Raw genomic sequence first — 13,870 nt, 5'->3', positions numbered from 1 at the left:
ACAGCGGACTGAGCCGCCAAACAGTTTTTTGAACGGCCATTCAAGTTTCGAATTCACGCGAACAACAGTTGAAACGTGGTCCCAATTGCCCCACAACTTATTCATGAGCAGGAAACGCATCCGGGACATCCGCAACGAAGAGCTGATCGAAGCCACTATCGTTGCCGTGCACAAGCGTGGTTACGGTGTTGTAACCATGGCAGAAATCGCGCGGGAAGCGGGTGCCTCGGCGGCCTCGATCAACTATTATTTCGGCTCCAAGGAAGGGCTGATGGAAGCCACCATGCTGCATCTCCTAGGTAAGCTGCGCGCGGCAATGAGTGAGGGCTACGCCACCGCAGGGACCCCGCGCGAACGGCTTTATGCGGTGATGGATGCGAATTTTGCCGATGGCCTGTTCACCGTCCCCCAATGCAGCATCTGGATGCAATTCTGGGCCAATGCGCCCTATTCCCCGCGTCTCAGCCGTCTGCACCGAATCAACCGGGCCCGGGTGCGCAGCCATTTCCTGGCTGAGCTGCGGGCGCTTCTGCCGGCCGGCCAGGTGGAGACCGCACGCCAGGCGCTGCAGTGCTACATGGACGGGGTCTGGCTGCAGGCGGCGCAGTCGGAAGAGGCGCTGGACCCGGAGGAAGCCCGCGCCGCGGCGCACCGGGTGGTGGATCTGGTGATCCCCTGACGCCCTGCCGGACTATCGTGCCCGCCGGTAATCCATGCGGATCCTCTGCGGCAGGTAGATCAGCGTCATCCTGTCCTGCGTCAGCGACTTGATCCGGTAGCACAGGCTGCTGCCGCGCAGGCTGTCCCAGGCCAGCAAAAACTCACCCTGCTCATCGCCTTGGCAGTTGTCCTGAACCGAGACGAATTCCGGCGTCATCAGGCGGCCGCCATAGCTGGCCCGGCGCACAGCACCCGAAATGGCGAACCTGTCCAGCGGGTTGCGTTCCGACAGCCATTGCCCCTGCATCTTTTGCAGTATCCCGTCAAAACGGTCCGGTGCCCGTGGCGTCACACTGTGCAAATCCAGCTCACCGAATGACCCCATGCGGAATGTCATTTCGCCGTCGATTTCCAGCGGAGTGGCGGCCAGCAGTCCCAACAGGTATGTAAACACCGGGTCATTGATCTGCAGCCGCCCTTGCGAGCCGATTTCCAAGCCCTCTCCAACGAATTTGCAGGTTACGGTCTCTTCTGCAGAGTTCAGCTTGCAGCCCTGAAAGACGACTTCGGCGGTATAGTGCAGCCCGCTGCTAGCTACATGATGCGCGTCCCGCGCCGCGGCGTCCGGGTCCTTGCCCTGCCGAGTGAGCGAGCGGGTGCTGAGCAAGACCGGCTGGTCTGCGGATGCCTTGGCAAACCGCCGCGTCGTGAGGCCCGGGCCGCTGCAATCACTGCCATGCGGGATCCGGAACCCCTCCGGCGCGGTGCAGAACCGGACGCTGTCGTCGCGGAAGCGGTGTCCGGGACCCTCGGCCCGGAAGTACATGAATTTTCCCGGATAGCCCTGCGGTGCCGGGTCCGCGCAGTCCCCCGGATTCAGCTGCTGCCAGCCCTGCGCCACCCAGCTGCCGCCGTCGCGCAGGACCACGGCCAAGTGATGCAGGGTTTCCGTATCGTTGCAGATACGGAAACCAGCCTGCGCCGGTGCCGGTTCAAGGAGCGCCGCCAGAAGCAGACCCGGCAGCCAAAGGAATTTCATCATTCACGGCCCCCGCGAGTTTCCATGAAGGCGGGAGATTACCCCAGGCGTGTAACATCCATAAGACGATCAGACACCAGCCGCATTACCGGAAGGTGAAAGGCTTTTCCTTTTTATCCTAGCTTCACGCCAAGTGATAAAACTGACCGCCGCCAGGATCAGGCCGCCGCCAGAGATCACCCAAATGTCGGCAGGCTCGCCAAAGGCCAGAGCCCCAAGCAGCGTGGCCCAGACCAGTTGCAGGAAAGTGACCGGCTGGGTGACCGCAACAGGAGCTGCGGCAAACGCCAGGGTCATGGTGTAATGCCCCGCGGTCGCAAAGCAGGCGACGCCGAACAGGATTGCGGTCTCTGCCAGAGTCGGCGTGACCCAGGCCGCCAGGGCAAATGGGGCCAGGCCGATTGTGACAAAGATCGACAGCATCCCCACCACTACCGCCGGGCTGTTGCTGCCGACGGTGAACTTGGCGATCAAATAGGAGGCGCCAAAAGACACCGCGGTAAACAGCATGGCGATGTGGCCAGGCGAGACCTCGCGAAAGCCCGGACGCAGGATGATCATCGCGCCGATCAGGGCGACGGCAATGGCGGTTATGCGGCGGAAGGCCAGCTTCTCGCCCAGAAACAGCGCCGCGCCCAAGGTGACATAGACCGGCGACAGGTAATTCATCGCCGTGACCTCAGCCAGCGGAATTTGTGTCATGGCGTAGAACCAGAGGATCACCCCCGCCGAATGCACCACGCCGCGGCCTGCAAACAGCGCCCAGAGCCGCGGTGTGAGATGCGCCCTGCGCAGCGCGCCAGCCATCGGGATCAGGAACACCAGCCCGAGGAGATAGCGCAGAAAGGCGCTTTCAGCTGGCGGGATGCGGGTGCCGAGCGATTTGACCAGCGCCGTTACCGCCACGAAACAAAGGCCGGTGACAACCATCCAGAACACGCCCTTCAACGGGTTCTGCACATGCTGGACGGGGGCGGCGGATTGGCTCATGGGCAGACAGAACACCCGTTCGGGCAGCGGCGCAAGACTTCACATGTGAATTATTTCCGCCGCTCAGGCAGCGGGATGAATTCCTGATCGTCGCCGGGCGGCAGCTGAAAGCGGCCATGCTGCCAATCGCCCGCGGCCCAGGATGCCTTGGCCGCCTCGATCCGGTCGCGGGATGAGGCGACGAAGTTCCACCAGATATAGCGCGGCCCGTTCATTGTCTCGCCGCCCAGCGCCATCAGCCGTGCGCCCTCAGCACCCGCGGTCACGGTGATTTCATCGCCGGGACGGAACACCATCATGCGGCCCGCCTCGAAGCTTTCACCCGCAATCTCCACTGAGCCTTGGGTAACATACAGCCCCCGGTCCTCGTGGTCGGCGGGCAACGGCAGCTTGGCGCCCGGGTGCAGCACCACATCGGCATAAAAAGTTTCCGAATAAAGGGTTGCCGGAGCTTTCTCACCCCAGGCGGAGCCAAGGATCAGGCGCACCGTCTTGCCCTCGCCCTCCAGAACCGGAAGCGCCTCCTTGCCGTGGTGCTCAAAGGCGGCGGGTACGTCCTCGTGGCTGTCCGGCAGCGCGATCCAGGTCTGGATGCCGAACAGGCTGCTTTTGCCCTGGCGGGTGGCGGCAGAAGTGCGCTCCGAGTGGGTGACGCCCTGCCCGGCCACCATCCAGTTCACCTCGCCCGGGTAAATCATCTGGTGGGTGCCGAGGGAGTCCCGGTGCTCGAATTCGCCCTGGTAGAGGTAGGTGACCGTGCCCAAGCCGATGTGCGGATGCGGGCGCACATCGATGCCCTGGCCGGTCAGGAATTCGGTCGGCCCGGCCTGATCGAAGAAAATGAAAGGGCCAACCATCTGGCGGCGCGGCGCAGGCAGCGCGCGGCGGACCTCAAATCCGCCGATGTCGCGGGCGCGCGGGATGATCACCGTCTCAATCGCATCAAGACTGCCCGCATCCGGGCATTGCGGTTCCAGTGCCGGGTTCCAGCTCATCCTTCCCTCCTGTCTGCTGTCATGGGGAAAGGTAGGGCATTTCTGCGCGGGTGTTAGGCCCGCCCGCGCACAGGGGCTGTTCATCACATCAAGCTGTTCATCACATCAAGAGGAGCTTGGCGGCAATCGCCCACATGGTCAGGCCGACAATGGCGTCCAGCACCTGCCAGGCACGCGGACTGGCAAAGACCGGCGCCAGCAGGCTGGCGCCGTAGCCGAGCGTGAAGAAGAATGTGAAACTGGCAATCGTGGCGCCGGCTGCAAAGACTAGCGGCTCGGGGTACTGGGCGGAGATCGAGCCCAGCAGCACCACCGTATCCAAGTATACATGCGGATTGAGCCAAGTGAGTGCCAGCACGGTAGCCAGTACCGGCAACAGCGCCTTGCCTGCGCCCTCCTGCGCCACTTCCAAGGTTTCGCCGCCCTGCCAGGCGGCGCGCAGGGCGCGGGCGCCGTACCAGATCAGGAAGGCCGCGCCGCCCCAGCGCATCGCCTGTTCGAACCAGGGCAGCGCCAGTGCGAGAGAGCCAAAACCGAGGACGCCCGCAGTGATCAGCACCGCGTCGGATCCGGCGCAGGTGAGGCAGATCCAGAACACATGCTGGCGCCGCAGCCCCTGGCGCAGGACAAAGGCGTTCTGGGCGCCAATGGCCATTATCAAGCTGAGGCCCAGGGCAAATCCGGCAATCAGGCTGGGGGGCATCACGGTCTCCATTGTTGTGCTGGGATTTGACTACAGCCCGCCATGGCATTAATCCAGTTAAAGAGATTTATGGCAGATTAGAGCTTCTAATGCAGATGGACCCTAGCCAGCTGGCGGCGCTGAGCGCGGTGCTGCGTCTGGGCAGCTTTGAGGCGGCAGCGCACGCGCTGATGGTGACGCCCTCGGCGGTTTCGCAGCGGATCAAGGCGCTGGAGGACCGCACCGGCGCCGCACTGGTGCTGCGCGGGTCGCCCTGCACCGGCACCGCAGCGGGTCTTCGGATAGCGAAACATGCCGAAGACATCGGCCTGCTGGAGGCACAGCTGGCGCGCGAGCTGGCGCTGGACGCAGATCACGGCCCGGTGCGGCTGCGGATTGCGGTCAATGCCGACAGCCTGGCGAGCTGGTTCATCGATGCGATGGCCGCCGTGGACGGTGTGCTGTTCGACCTATTGGTCGATGATCAGGACCACAGCGCCGACTGGCTGAAGCGGGGGGAGGTTTCAGCAGCCGTCACCGCCAGTTCCAAGCCGGTGACCGGATTTGACACCCACCCGCTGGGCAGGCTGGACTATGTAGCAACCACCAGCCCGGATTTCATGGCGCGCTGGTTCCCGGATGGCGTCACGCCCAAGGCTGCTGCCCGCGCGCCCTGTCTGATCTTCAATGCAAAGGACAATCTGCAACGCGTTTGGCTGGAGCGCAATGTGGCCTCAGGACTGGCGCCGCCTGCGCATTACCTGCCCTCGACCCAGGCCTTTCTTGATGCCGCCGCCGCGGGCATGGGCTGGGGCATGAACCCGCTGGCGATGGTGGAGGCGGACATCCGCGCGGGCCGCCTGGTGCCGCTGATCCCGGACACCGCATTGCCGGTGCCGCTGACCTGGCAGGTGGCGCGGGTGATGGCCCCGGCCCTTGCCGAAGTGACCCGCGCCGTGCAGAAATCGGCTAGACAGTATTTAACGCAAAGCTAATCCGGAAAGTTTGCAAATGTTTGCCAAAGACGCCCTCAGCTATGAACCGCTGCCCCTGCCTGACCGGGCGGAATATTCCGGTGCGGAAATGCAGGAGAAGGCGGCCACGTTTCTAGCGCATATGCGGCGGCGGCACACGGTGCGGGACTTCACAGACCAGCCGGTGCCGCGGGCGGTGATCGAGGATTGCATCCGTGCCGCCGGCACCGCGCCATCCGGCGCCAATCACCAGCCCTGGTTCTTTGCCGCAATCTCCAACCCGGATCTGAAGGCGCAGATCCGCGAAGAGGCCGAGGAGGAGGAACGCCGGTTCTATGCAGGCGGTGCGGGCGATGAGTGGATCAAGGCCCTGGAACCGATTGGAACCAATGAGGACAAACCGCATCTGACCACCGCACCCTGGCTGATCGTGGTCTTTGCCCAGCGTTGGGGCGAGTTCGAGGACGGCACGCGCTACAAGAACTACTATGTGCCCGAGAGCGTGAACATCGCCACCGGTGTGCTGCTGACGGCGCTGCATACCGCGGGGCTGTGCAGCCTGACGCATACGCCGAACCCGATGAAATTCCTGAACGGTGCCCTGGGCCGCCCTTCTTCAGAAAAGCCGACGATGATCATCGCCGTGGGCCGCCCGGCCGATAATGCCATGGTGCCGTCAGTTGCCAAGCTAAAGAAACCGCTGGAGCAAATCTGCCAGGTGTTTGAATGAAACCGCCAGCCGGATGAGCGGCGGCCCGGCCTCCCTGCCCCGCAGCCTGGCGCTGCAAGTGGTGCTGCCGCGGGCCGGTGTGCTGCTGGGGTGGCTGGTGCTCAATCACTGGATCAGGCTGCCGCTGCCGCTGCTGTTTGTGCTGATGGCTGCGGACTGGCTGTTGCTGCTTTGGCAAGCGCGGGCCTTTTTGCGCAGTGCAGACACCCACGTGCAGAGCACCGGGGCCATGGCGCCGGTCTGGGGCGGCTACCTGCTGCTGCTGTTTGCAGGCTTTGCAGCACTGACGCAATGGTGGGACGGGCTGCTGATTGCCCGGGCGGTGGAGGAGCCGGCTTATGCCGAGCAGCGGCGGCTGGAACGCGAGGCGCTCTATAGCCTGTCGGTCTCTGGCGACGGGCGCACCCTCCACTTTGACGGTGAAATTACCTTTGGCCTGACAAAACGGCTTCGGCAGCTGGCGGAGGTGAACCCGGATGTGTCTCAGGTGGTGCTGAGCGGACCCGGCGGGCTGATTGCCGAGGCACGCGGCGCCGCGCAGCTGATCCGGCAGCAGGGCTGGAACACCCGCGCCGCCGGGTTGTGCGCCTCGGCCTGCACGCTGATGTTTGCGGCCGGCATGGAACGCAGTCTGGGGCCGGACGGGCAACTGGGTTTTCACGGCTATGCGCTGCAGTTCGAGAGCGGCCTGCCGCAGATCGACCTGCGGCGGGAACAGGAGAAAGACCGCAGCTTCCTGCGGCAACAAGGCGTCAGTGCCGAATTTGCCGGCAAGATATTTGCGGTGCCAAGCACGGAGCTATGGCTGCCGGGCAGTGACGAGTTGCACCGTGCCGGGCTGATCAGACCGCCCCCGCGCTGAGTGCTCTGCCGCTGCGGTGAAGCAGCTCAGCCGGACAGCGCTTTGGTCATCCGGTAGTTATGCAGCGCGGCACCGCGGCGTTCAATTTCACGCCGGGCCTCAACTGTGAAGCCCTGACGCAGAAAGAACCGGCGGGCAGCTTCGCTGGCTTCCACGAAAAGAAACTTGAGGCCAAGACTGCAGGCTTCTGCTTCCAGCCGTTCATAAAGCGCGGTCCCCGTTCCGGTGCCCGCGGCCTGCGGATGGCAATAGAAACAGTCGATATGGCCATCCGTCTCCAGCTCAATGAAAGCTTGGGGCCGGCCCTGCGCATCCGCGGCCACAAAGACCCTGCGGCCATCGGCTGCACGTCTGCCCCAAACCTCTGCAGGGGCGGGTTCCGGGCTCCAGGCGCGGAGCTGTTCGGGGCTGTAATCGCGGGCGCCGATGCCATGAACCGCGGCATGAAAAATTTGCGCAAGCGCAGCGGCGTCTTCGGGGCGGAACTCTCTGATATGCATCGGGCAGCCTCTCAGCGGCATTGTTAAAGGGTTCAAAAGCAAAAAAGGCCCACCGTGCTGGCGGGCCTTGGAAAACGCATCCGGTGCCGGATTAGAGCTGCGCCATGACCTCGTCGGTGGCCTCGAAGTTGGTGGTGACACGCTGCACATCGTCGTCGTCTTCCAGCGCATCGACCAGCTTCATAAGCTTTTGCATGCCTTCCAGGTCAAGCTCGGTGGTGGTGGTCGGTTTCCACACCAGCTTGGTGCTCTCGGATTCGCCCAGTTCACCTTCCAGAGCGTTCGAAACGTCGTTGAGGTCAGTATCCGCGCAATAGATGATATGGCCGTCCTCAGAGCTTTCGACATCTTCTGCGCCGGCCTCGATCGCTGCCATCATCACCGTGTCCGCGTCGCCAACGGCGGCCAGGTAGGTCACTTCGCCCTTGCGCTCAAACATGAAGCCGACCGAACCGGTTTCACCCAGGTTGCCGCCGTTCTTGGAGAAGGTGGAACGCACGTTGGAGGCGGTGCGGTTCTTATTGTCGGTCATCGCCTCGACGATCACTGCAACGCCGTTCGGGCCATAGCCCTCGTAGCGGATCTCGTCGTAGTTTTCGGCGTCGCCGCCGATGGCCTTCTTGATGGCGCGGTCAATCACGTCTTTGGGGACGGACTGGCTTTTGGCTTCTTTGACCGCCAGGCGCAGACGCGGGTTCTTGTCGGGATCCGGGTCGCCCATTTTGGCGGCCACGGTGATCTCCTTGGCCAGCTTGGAAAACAGTTTCGACCGCGCCGCGTCCTGACGGCCTTTGCGGTGCTGAATGTTTGCCCATTTTGAATGGCCTGCCATGGTGCATCCTTGCTGCTGAATATCTGAATTGGCGCTCATATAGCCTCTGTCAGTGCCGGGTTTCAAGCACCCTGCCCCGGCTTGGCCCTTGCTCCGCGGGGTTTCGGGGCTAAGCTGGCCCGATGACATATGATCAAGCCGTTTTGTTTGCATTATTTGCTGCCGTCTTTGCCCTGCTGCTGTGGGGGCGCTACAGGTATGATCTGGTGGCCTTTGCCGCGCTGATGGCAGGGGTGGTGCTGGGGGTGGTGCCTGCTGGCGACGCCTTTGCCGGGTTTGGCCATCCGGCAACGCTGGTGGTAGCGCTGGTACTGATTGTGTCTGCAGGGCTGGTACGGTCAGGCGCGGTGTTCCTGATCACCCGGACGCTGGTGGACAGTGCGCGGGGCCTGGGCGGCCATATTACGCTGATGGGCGGCGTTGGCGCGGTGCTGTCGGCCTTCATGAACAATGTGGCGGCGCTGGCACTGCTGATGCCGGTGGACATCCAGACCGCGCGCAAGGCAGGCCGCGCGCCGGGGCTCAGCCTGATGCCCCTGTCCTTTTCCACCATCCTGGGCGGCATGGCGACGCTCATTGGCACGCCGCCCAACATCATCATTGCCGCGATCCGCGGCGAGACACTGGGTGAACCCTTCCGGATGTTCGATTTTGCGCCGGTGGGCGGACTCGCGGCGCTGGCGGGGCTGGGTTTTGTGGCACTGATCGGCTGGCGGCTGATCCCGGCGCGGGAAAACGCCGCCGGCGCGTCCGAAGCGCAGCTGGCGCCCTATATCGCAGAGCTGACAGTGGGCGAAGGTTCGGAGCTGACCGGGCAGCGTTTGGGGGAGCTGGATGAAGAGGCCGAAAAAGCCGATGTGGCGATCCTGGGACTGATCCGGGACGGCAAGCGGCGCTATGGGCGTTCCTCCGCTGCTACGCTGCGCGAGGGCGACACGCTGGTGATCGAGGCGGAACCCGAAGCACTGGACGAATTCCGCAGCGCGCTGAAGCTGGAGTTCGCCGATGCTGCCCGGAACGAGAAACTGGCTGCAGCGGGCGAAGGGCTGGAACTGGCCGAGCTGGTGGTACCGGAGACCGCCCGCATCCGCGGCCGGACCGCGCAGTCCATCGGCCTGTCCTGGCGCCAGAGCGCGGTGCTGCTGGGAATTTCCCGCCAGGGCACGCGGATCACCCGCCATATCCGGCAGACCGAGGTGCAGGCAGGCGACATCCTGCTGCTGCTGTCCCCGCGCGGGCGCAGCGCCGATGTGGCAGACTGGCTGGGCTGCCTGCCGCTGGCCGCGCGCGGCTTGTCCGTAACGGCGAATGACAAGACCTGGGCTGCCATCGGGCTGTTTGCCGCCGCGGTGCTCGCGGCCTCATTGGGGCTGATCTACCTGCCGGTGGCGCTGGGGCTGGTGGCCATCGGCTATGTGCTGCTGAAAATCCTGCCGGTGGCGGAGATCTATGACCATGTGGAATGGCCGGTGGTGGTCCTTTTGGGGTCAATGATCCCGCTGGGGGCGGCGCTGGACAGTTCCGGCGGCACCGCTTTGATTGCCAACACGCTGACAGGGCTCACCGCGGGCCTGCCCGCCTGGGCAGTGCTGACGGTGCTGATGGTGGTCACCATGACGCTGTCAGATGTGCTGAATAACACCGCCACAGCGATCGTTGCAGCGCCTGTCGGCATTCAGATGGCAGAGACGCTGGGCGTTTCCCCGGATCCGTTCCTAATGGCGGTGGCGGTGGCGGCCTCTGCCGCGTTTCTGACGCCCATCGGGCACAAGAATAATACGCTTGTGCTGGGCCCGGGCGGCTATCATTTCGGGGATTACTGGCGGATGGGGCTGCCGCTGGAAGCGCTGATCATTACCGTTTCAATACCGGCCATATTATTTTTCTGGCCGTTGTGAGACCGCAGTCTCCCCGGCGTGAACAGTTTCCTGCGTCAAAGCCTGCGACGCCAAAGCGATGGTGGTTGACCCAGCCAGAACCGTGACCAGAAACAGCATCCTGGAGTTCATTTCCTGCCCCTTTTATTAACATTCCTCCAATTACAACTGCGGGCCGGTATGAGAAGTTCCCGTAAACATCTGCGCAATCGGCGGAATCCCGCGCCCTTGCAATATGGCCACCCTGCTCAGAGCGGCCAGAAGAAGGGGATGAGCAGCGATGCGACCATGCCGACGGTGAGGTTCAGCGGGATGCCAACGCGCAGGAAGTCGGTGAATTTATAGCCGCCGGGGCCGTACACCAGCGTATTGGTCTGATAACCGATCGGGGTGGCAAAAGACGCCGAGGCCGCCACCATCACCGCCACCACCAGGGGACGCGGGTCGACTCCCATCGCCTGCGCCAGACCAATCGCAATCGGCGTCACCACCACGGCCACGGCGTTGTTGGAGACCAGTTCCGTCAGCACCGACGTCAGCAGATAGACAGCCCAGACCAGCAGGAACGGCGGCAGCATCGACAGGGCCGGCGCAATGGCGTTGACGATCAGCGCGACCGCGCCGGAGCTTTCCAGCGCCGCACCGATGGCCAGCATCGAAAAGATCAGCGCCAGCAGGCTCCCGTCGACAAAGGAAAACGCCTCATCCGCATCGATGCATCGGGTGACAAAGACCAGCGAGACCATCAGCAGCGACAGCATCAGGATCGGCGCCACGCCCAAGGCGGCCAGCAGCACGATGCCAAGGAGCGCAACAACTGCAATCGGCGCGTGGCTGCGGCGGTAGGCGCGCTGGGTCGGCTGCGACACGTCCGCCAGGTCCATATCCGCTGCCAATCGCTGGATATCGGCGGGCGCCCCCTCCAGCAGCAGGGTATCGCCGATGCGCACCACCAGATCATCCAACTGCACGCCGATGTTCTGGTTCCGCCGGTGCACCGCCAGCGTATAAACACCGTAGCGGCGGCGCAGACGCATGGCGCCAAGGCTGCGGCCCACCATCCGGCAGCCCGGGGTGATCAGCACTTCGACAGTGTGGGTTTCCACCGCCGACACCTGATCCACCCGCTTCAGTTCCTTGTTGGTTTGCAGGCTCAAAAGTTCTGTCATCCGGGTCCGCAGCACAACCCGGTCGCCGACCTGCAGCTCCACGCCCTTCAGGTTCCGTCGCAGCGAGGCGTCGCCGCGGACCACGTCGATGAGCCGCACGCCGGGACGCTTGAACAGCTGAACACCCGTCACTTCACGCCCGATCAGGTTGCTTTCCGGCGGGATCACCGCCTCGGTGAAGAATTTCATATTTGACTTATCGCTCAGCATTTCCGCCATGCTGTCACGGGCGGGCAGCAGCCGCGGCGCGATGAAGCGCAGGTAGATCATGCCGTAAACCACAAGGATCAGGCCCAGCGGGGTGACCTCAAAAATGGTGAAGGGCTTCAGGCCTTGCGCCCGGGCGACACCGTCCACCAGCAGATTGGTCGAAGTGCCGATCAGCGTCAGGGTGCCGCCCAGAATCGCCGCATAGCTGAGCGGGATCAGCATTTTGGAAGCGGAGACTTTCAAGGTGCGGGAAATCTGGATGAAGACCGGGATCATCACCACCACCACCGGCGTATTGGAGACCACGGCAGAAGCAGTGACAACAAAGGCCATCAGCAGGGCCACCGCCAGTCTGGGGTTCACCTCAGCCTGTTTCTTGGCGATCTGGGTGAAGGCATCCAGCGCGCCGGTGCGCACCAGCGCTCCCATGATGATAAACATCGCCGCAATGGTCCACGGCGCCGGGTTGGCCAGCACCGGAAGCGCCTCGTCATAAGGCAGCACACCTGTGGCCAGCATGGCGGCAACGCCGGTGAGCGCCACCACTTCGGTCGGATAAGTTTCCCGCAGGAACGCCACAAACATGGCCAGGACAATTGCCAGCGCCAGGAACGCGCTGCCGGTGTCACCAAATTGGAAGTACTGCATATACCGTGACTTTGCCCATGTTGTTCAAGCGGGGATCACCGCGCAAGACGGTCCGCCATCGCGCAGTTTCCCCGAAACCACATGGCTGGGCAAGGACTTCCGGAACCACAGCCGGTCTGAAGCGCGGAAAGGGCGTTTTACCCGGAGAACCGGTGTTCAACAGGCAATCCTCCCGCCCCGCAGCCGCCCGCAGGGACGGCAGGCGCAGTTCAGGGGGCAGCTTCCTCCAGCAGGCCGCCGTTCCGCACCATGCGAATCTGCTTGGCAGCGCCGGTGCGGTCGTCGGTTTCAACAAACACGCCGGACAGGGTGGCCTCGCCGTTTGCCGGGGTGAAGCGGGCCTTGGGCATGCCGGTCAGAAACCGCCGCATCGGTTCGGCCTTGTCCATACCGATCACGGAATTGTAGTCGCCGCACATGCCGGCATCTGTCAGATAACCCGTGCCCTCCGACAGAATCTGCGCATCCGCTGTCGGCACATGGGTATGGGTGCCCACCACCAGCGAAACACGCCCGTTGCAGAAATGGCCCATCGCCATCTTTTCCGAGGTCGCCTCGCAATGCACATCAACGATAATCGCCTGCGCCAGCCCGCCGCGCGGATGCGATTTCAGCACTGCCTCCACCGCGCCGAAGGGATCGTCGAAGGCGCGCTTCATAAATACTTGGCCCAGCACCTGCACCACCAGCACCTTGCGCCCGCCCGGTGCCTGAAACAGCCGGTAGCCGCGGCCCGGCGCGCCCTTGGCAAAGTTGAGGGGCCGGATGATGCGCTGTTCCTTCTCAATGAACTGCAGCATGTCTTTCTGGTCGAAGGCGTGGTCCCCCAGCGTCAGGCAATCGACGCCCGCGTCCAGCAGGAGTTTGGCGTGCTCGCCGCTCAGCCCCATGCCGTTGGAGGCGTTTTCGCCGTTCACCACAACAAAATCGAGCCGCCAGTCCTGCCGCAGCCGCCGCAGATTTTCGGTGATGGCACGGCGCCCGGCGCGGCCCATCACATCGCCTAGAAAAAGAATACGCATTGCGGCGTGGTACCCGCAGGCGCGCGGCAGGACAAGACCCGCCGCGGCAGCGCAAAACTTTTCCCAAAAGTTTTGCTAAGATTTTTGCTGAAAAATCTTGGGCGTTCGACCTGCGTCAGCGGGTAAACTGCAGGATGCGGCTTTCGGTGACAATCATGTCGAGCGGCTGGTCAGTAGGCTCCAGCGGCAGATCCTCGGCCTCCTGCGCATCGAAGGCAAAACCGATAGCGAGCGTGCCCCGTTTGCCGCGCAGCAGCTCCAGCGTGCGGTCATAGAAACCGCCGCCATAGCCCAGCCGCCCGCCTTTGGAATCAAAAGCAACCAGCGGAACCACTAGGATTTCCGGTTCAAAGAAGTCATCCACCTCAGGCACCATGGCACCGAACGGACCGTCCCGCAGCGGGCCCTCAGGCTGCCAGCGGCTGAACTTCAGCGGCTGGCCCTTGCCCATGATCACCGGCACGCCAACGGGCCCGTGTGCGGCGGCCTCTGCCATGGCAGGCACCGGGTCGATCTCAGTACGGATCGGCAGGAATCCCGACAGCGGCACCCCCCGGTAGCCGGCCAGCACCTCTGACAGGTGGCCCGCAGCGCCGGGTATGTTGCGGCCATACGCCTCTTTGCGGCGGGCAAAGGCGGCCTTGCGCGCCGCAGCCTTGATTTCGGTCAGATCCGTCATG

The 13,870-nt window shown here is 63.6% G+C and carries 14 protein-coding genes; 5 read left to right on the top strand and 9 right to left on the bottom strand.

The window, feature by feature from the left end; genetic code table 11:
- Nucleotides 1-103 precede the first annotated feature (103 nt).
- Nucleotides 104-679 carry a choline-binding transcriptional repressor BetI gene (betI, locus tag AC5STB_RS14305; protein ID WP_495443476.1) on the top strand — a complete coding sequence of 192 codons (576 nt, stop codon included), beginning with the start codon at nucleotides 104-106 and terminating at the stop codon, nucleotides 677-679.
- 12 nt (nucleotides 680-691) lie between these two features.
- On the opposite strand, the gene AC5STB_RS14300 is transcribed toward betI, so the two are convergent.
- From AC5STB_RS14300 to AC5STB_RS14285, 4 genes are all read right to left on the bottom strand, one after another.
- On the bottom strand, nucleotides 692-1,702 hold the full coding sequence (locus tag AC5STB_RS14300) for a DUF1036 domain-containing protein (protein ID WP_495443475.1): 1,011 nt from the start codon (nucleotides 1,700-1,702) through the stop codon (nucleotides 692-694).
- Nucleotides 1,703-1,768: 66 nt separating this feature from the next.
- A complete protein-coding gene (locus AC5STB_RS14295) occupies nucleotides 1,769-2,689 on the bottom strand; it encodes a DMT family transporter (protein WP_495443474.1) in 921 nt (306 codons plus the stop codon).
- A gap of 50 nt (nucleotides 2,690-2,739) precedes the next feature.
- On the bottom strand, nucleotides 2,740-3,684 hold the full coding sequence (locus tag AC5STB_RS14290) for a pirin family protein (RefSeq protein ID WP_495443473.1): 945 nt from the start codon (nucleotides 3,682-3,684) through the stop codon (nucleotides 2,740-2,742).
- Between the two features lie 100 nt (nucleotides 3,685-3,784).
- The gene (locus AC5STB_RS14285) at nucleotides 3,785-4,387 is read right to left on the bottom strand and encodes a LysE/ArgO family amino acid transporter (RefSeq protein ID WP_495443472.1); all 603 of its coding nucleotides are present in this window, start codon (nucleotides 4,385-4,387) and stop codon (nucleotides 3,785-3,787) included.
- Between the two features lie 89 nt (nucleotides 4,388-4,476).
- Here AC5STB_RS14285 and AC5STB_RS14280 point away from each other — a divergent pair, with 89 nt between their 5' ends.
- The 3 genes from AC5STB_RS14280 to AC5STB_RS14270 are packed head-to-tail and all read left to right on the top strand — an operon-like array spanning nucleotide 4,477 to nucleotide 6,932.
- Nucleotides 4,477-5,361, top strand: coding sequence for a LysR family transcriptional regulator ArgP (locus AC5STB_RS14280; protein WP_495443471.1), 885 nt, complete (start codon nucleotides 4,477-4,479; stop codon nucleotides 5,359-5,361).
- Nucleotides 5,362-5,377: 16 nt separating this feature from the next.
- Nucleotides 5,378-6,070, top strand: coding sequence for a nitroreductase family protein (locus AC5STB_RS14275; protein ID WP_495443470.1), 693 nt, complete (start codon nucleotides 5,378-5,380; stop codon nucleotides 6,068-6,070).
- Between the two features lie 13 nt (nucleotides 6,071-6,083).
- Nucleotides 6,084-6,932 carry a COG3904 family protein gene (locus AC5STB_RS14270; RefSeq protein WP_495443469.1) on the top strand — a complete coding sequence of 283 codons (849 nt, stop codon included), beginning with the start codon at nucleotides 6,084-6,086 and terminating at the stop codon, nucleotides 6,930-6,932.
- A gap of 26 nt (nucleotides 6,933-6,958) precedes the next feature.
- On the opposite strand, the gene AC5STB_RS14265 is transcribed toward AC5STB_RS14270, so the two are convergent.
- Together AC5STB_RS14265 and AC5STB_RS14260 are read right to left on the bottom strand one after the other, a co-directional pair.
- Nucleotides 6,959-7,432: a GNAT family N-acetyltransferase gene (locus tag AC5STB_RS14265; protein WP_495443468.1), complete on the bottom strand. Its 474-nt coding sequence runs from the start codon at nucleotides 7,430-7,432 to the stop codon at nucleotides 6,959-6,961.
- A 91-nt stretch (nucleotides 7,433-7,523) separates the two neighbouring features.
- Nucleotides 7,524-8,264, bottom strand: coding sequence for a YebC/PmpR family DNA-binding transcriptional regulator (locus tag AC5STB_RS14260; protein ID WP_495444608.1), 741 nt, complete (start codon nucleotides 8,262-8,264; stop codon nucleotides 7,524-7,526).
- Nucleotides 8,265-8,386: 122 nt separating this feature from the next.
- Between AC5STB_RS14260 and AC5STB_RS14255 the strand changes: the two genes are divergently transcribed.
- On the top strand, nucleotides 8,387-10,162 hold the full coding sequence (locus AC5STB_RS14255; protein ID WP_495443467.1) for an SLC13 family permease: 1,776 nt from the start codon (nucleotides 8,387-8,389) through the stop codon (nucleotides 10,160-10,162).
- Nucleotides 10,163-10,389: 227 nt separating this feature from the next.
- On the opposite strand, the gene AC5STB_RS14250 is transcribed toward AC5STB_RS14255, so the two are convergent.
- From AC5STB_RS14250 to AC5STB_RS14240, 3 genes are all read right to left on the bottom strand, one after another.
- Nucleotides 10,390-12,168 (bottom strand): SLC13 family permease, encoded by a 1,779-nt coding sequence (locus AC5STB_RS14250; protein ID WP_495443466.1) that lies wholly within the window; start codon nucleotides 12,166-12,168, stop codon nucleotides 10,390-10,392.
- Nucleotides 12,169-12,377: 209 nt separating this feature from the next.
- The gene (locus AC5STB_RS14245; protein ID WP_495443465.1) at nucleotides 12,378-13,190 is read right to left on the bottom strand and encodes a TIGR00282 family metallophosphoesterase; all 813 of its coding nucleotides are present in this window, start codon (nucleotides 13,188-13,190) and stop codon (nucleotides 12,378-12,380) included.
- A gap of 115 nt (nucleotides 13,191-13,305) precedes the next feature.
- Complete coding sequence (locus AC5STB_RS14240; RefSeq protein WP_495443464.1) at nucleotides 13,306-13,869, bottom strand: 5-formyltetrahydrofolate cyclo-ligase; 564 nt, start codon at nucleotides 13,867-13,869, stop codon at nucleotides 13,306-13,308.
- Nucleotide 13,870 lies beyond the last annotated feature (1 nt).

This window comes from Leisingera sp. CC-HEC093 (assembly GCF_059429195.1).
The sequence above is the reverse complement of the archived record's forward strand: the minus strand, read 5'-3'. Positions and strand labels throughout refer to the sequence as shown.

Coding starts and splice junctions, on each gene's coding strand:
- AC5STB_RS14250 (WP_495443466.1), bottom strand. CDS start 12,168: ATGCAGTACTTCCAATTTGGTGACACCGGCAGCGCGTTCCTGGCGCTG.
- AC5STB_RS14290 (WP_495443473.1), bottom strand. CDS start 3,684: ATGAGCTGGAACCCGGCACTGGAACCGCAATGCCCGGATGCGGGCAGT.
- AC5STB_RS14260 (WP_495444608.1), bottom strand. CDS start 8,264: ATGGCAGGCCATTCAAAATGGGCAAACATTCAGCACCGCAAAGGCCGT.
- AC5STB_RS14280 (WP_495443471.1), top strand. CDS start 4,477: ATGCAGATGGACCCTAGCCAGCTGGCGGCGCTGAGCGCGGTGCTGCGT.
- AC5STB_RS14285 (WP_495443472.1), bottom strand. CDS start 4,387: ATGCCCCCCAGCCTGATTGCCGGATTTGCCCTGGGCCTCAGCTTGATA.
- AC5STB_RS14265 (WP_495443468.1), bottom strand. CDS start 7,432: ATGCATATCAGAGAGTTCCGCCCCGAAGACGCCGCTGCGCTTGCGCAA.
- AC5STB_RS14245 (WP_495443465.1), bottom strand. CDS start 13,190: ATGCGTATTCTTTTTCTAGGCGATGTGATGGGCCGCGCCGGGCGCCGT.
- AC5STB_RS14295 (WP_495443474.1), bottom strand. CDS start 2,689: ATGAGCCAATCCGCCGCCCCCGTCCAGCATGTGCAGAACCCGTTGAAG.
- betI (WP_495443476.1), top strand. CDS start 104: ATGAGCAGGAAACGCATCCGGGACATCCGCAACGAAGAGCTGATCGAA.
- AC5STB_RS14270 (WP_495443469.1), top strand. CDS start 6,084: ATGAGCGGCGGCCCGGCCTCCCTGCCCCGCAGCCTGGCGCTGCAAGTG.
- AC5STB_RS14300 (WP_495443475.1), bottom strand. CDS start 1,702: ATGATGAAATTCCTTTGGCTGCCGGGTCTGCTTCTGGCGGCGCTCCTT.
- AC5STB_RS14275 (WP_495443470.1), top strand. CDS start 5,378: ATGTTTGCCAAAGACGCCCTCAGCTATGAACCGCTGCCCCTGCCTGAC.
- AC5STB_RS14240 (WP_495443464.1), bottom strand. CDS start 13,869: ATGACGGATCTGACCGAAATCAAGGCTGCGGCGCGCAAGGCCGCCTTT.
- AC5STB_RS14255 (WP_495443467.1), top strand. CDS start 8,387: ATGACATATGATCAAGCCGTTTTGTTTGCATTATTTGCTGCCGTCTTT.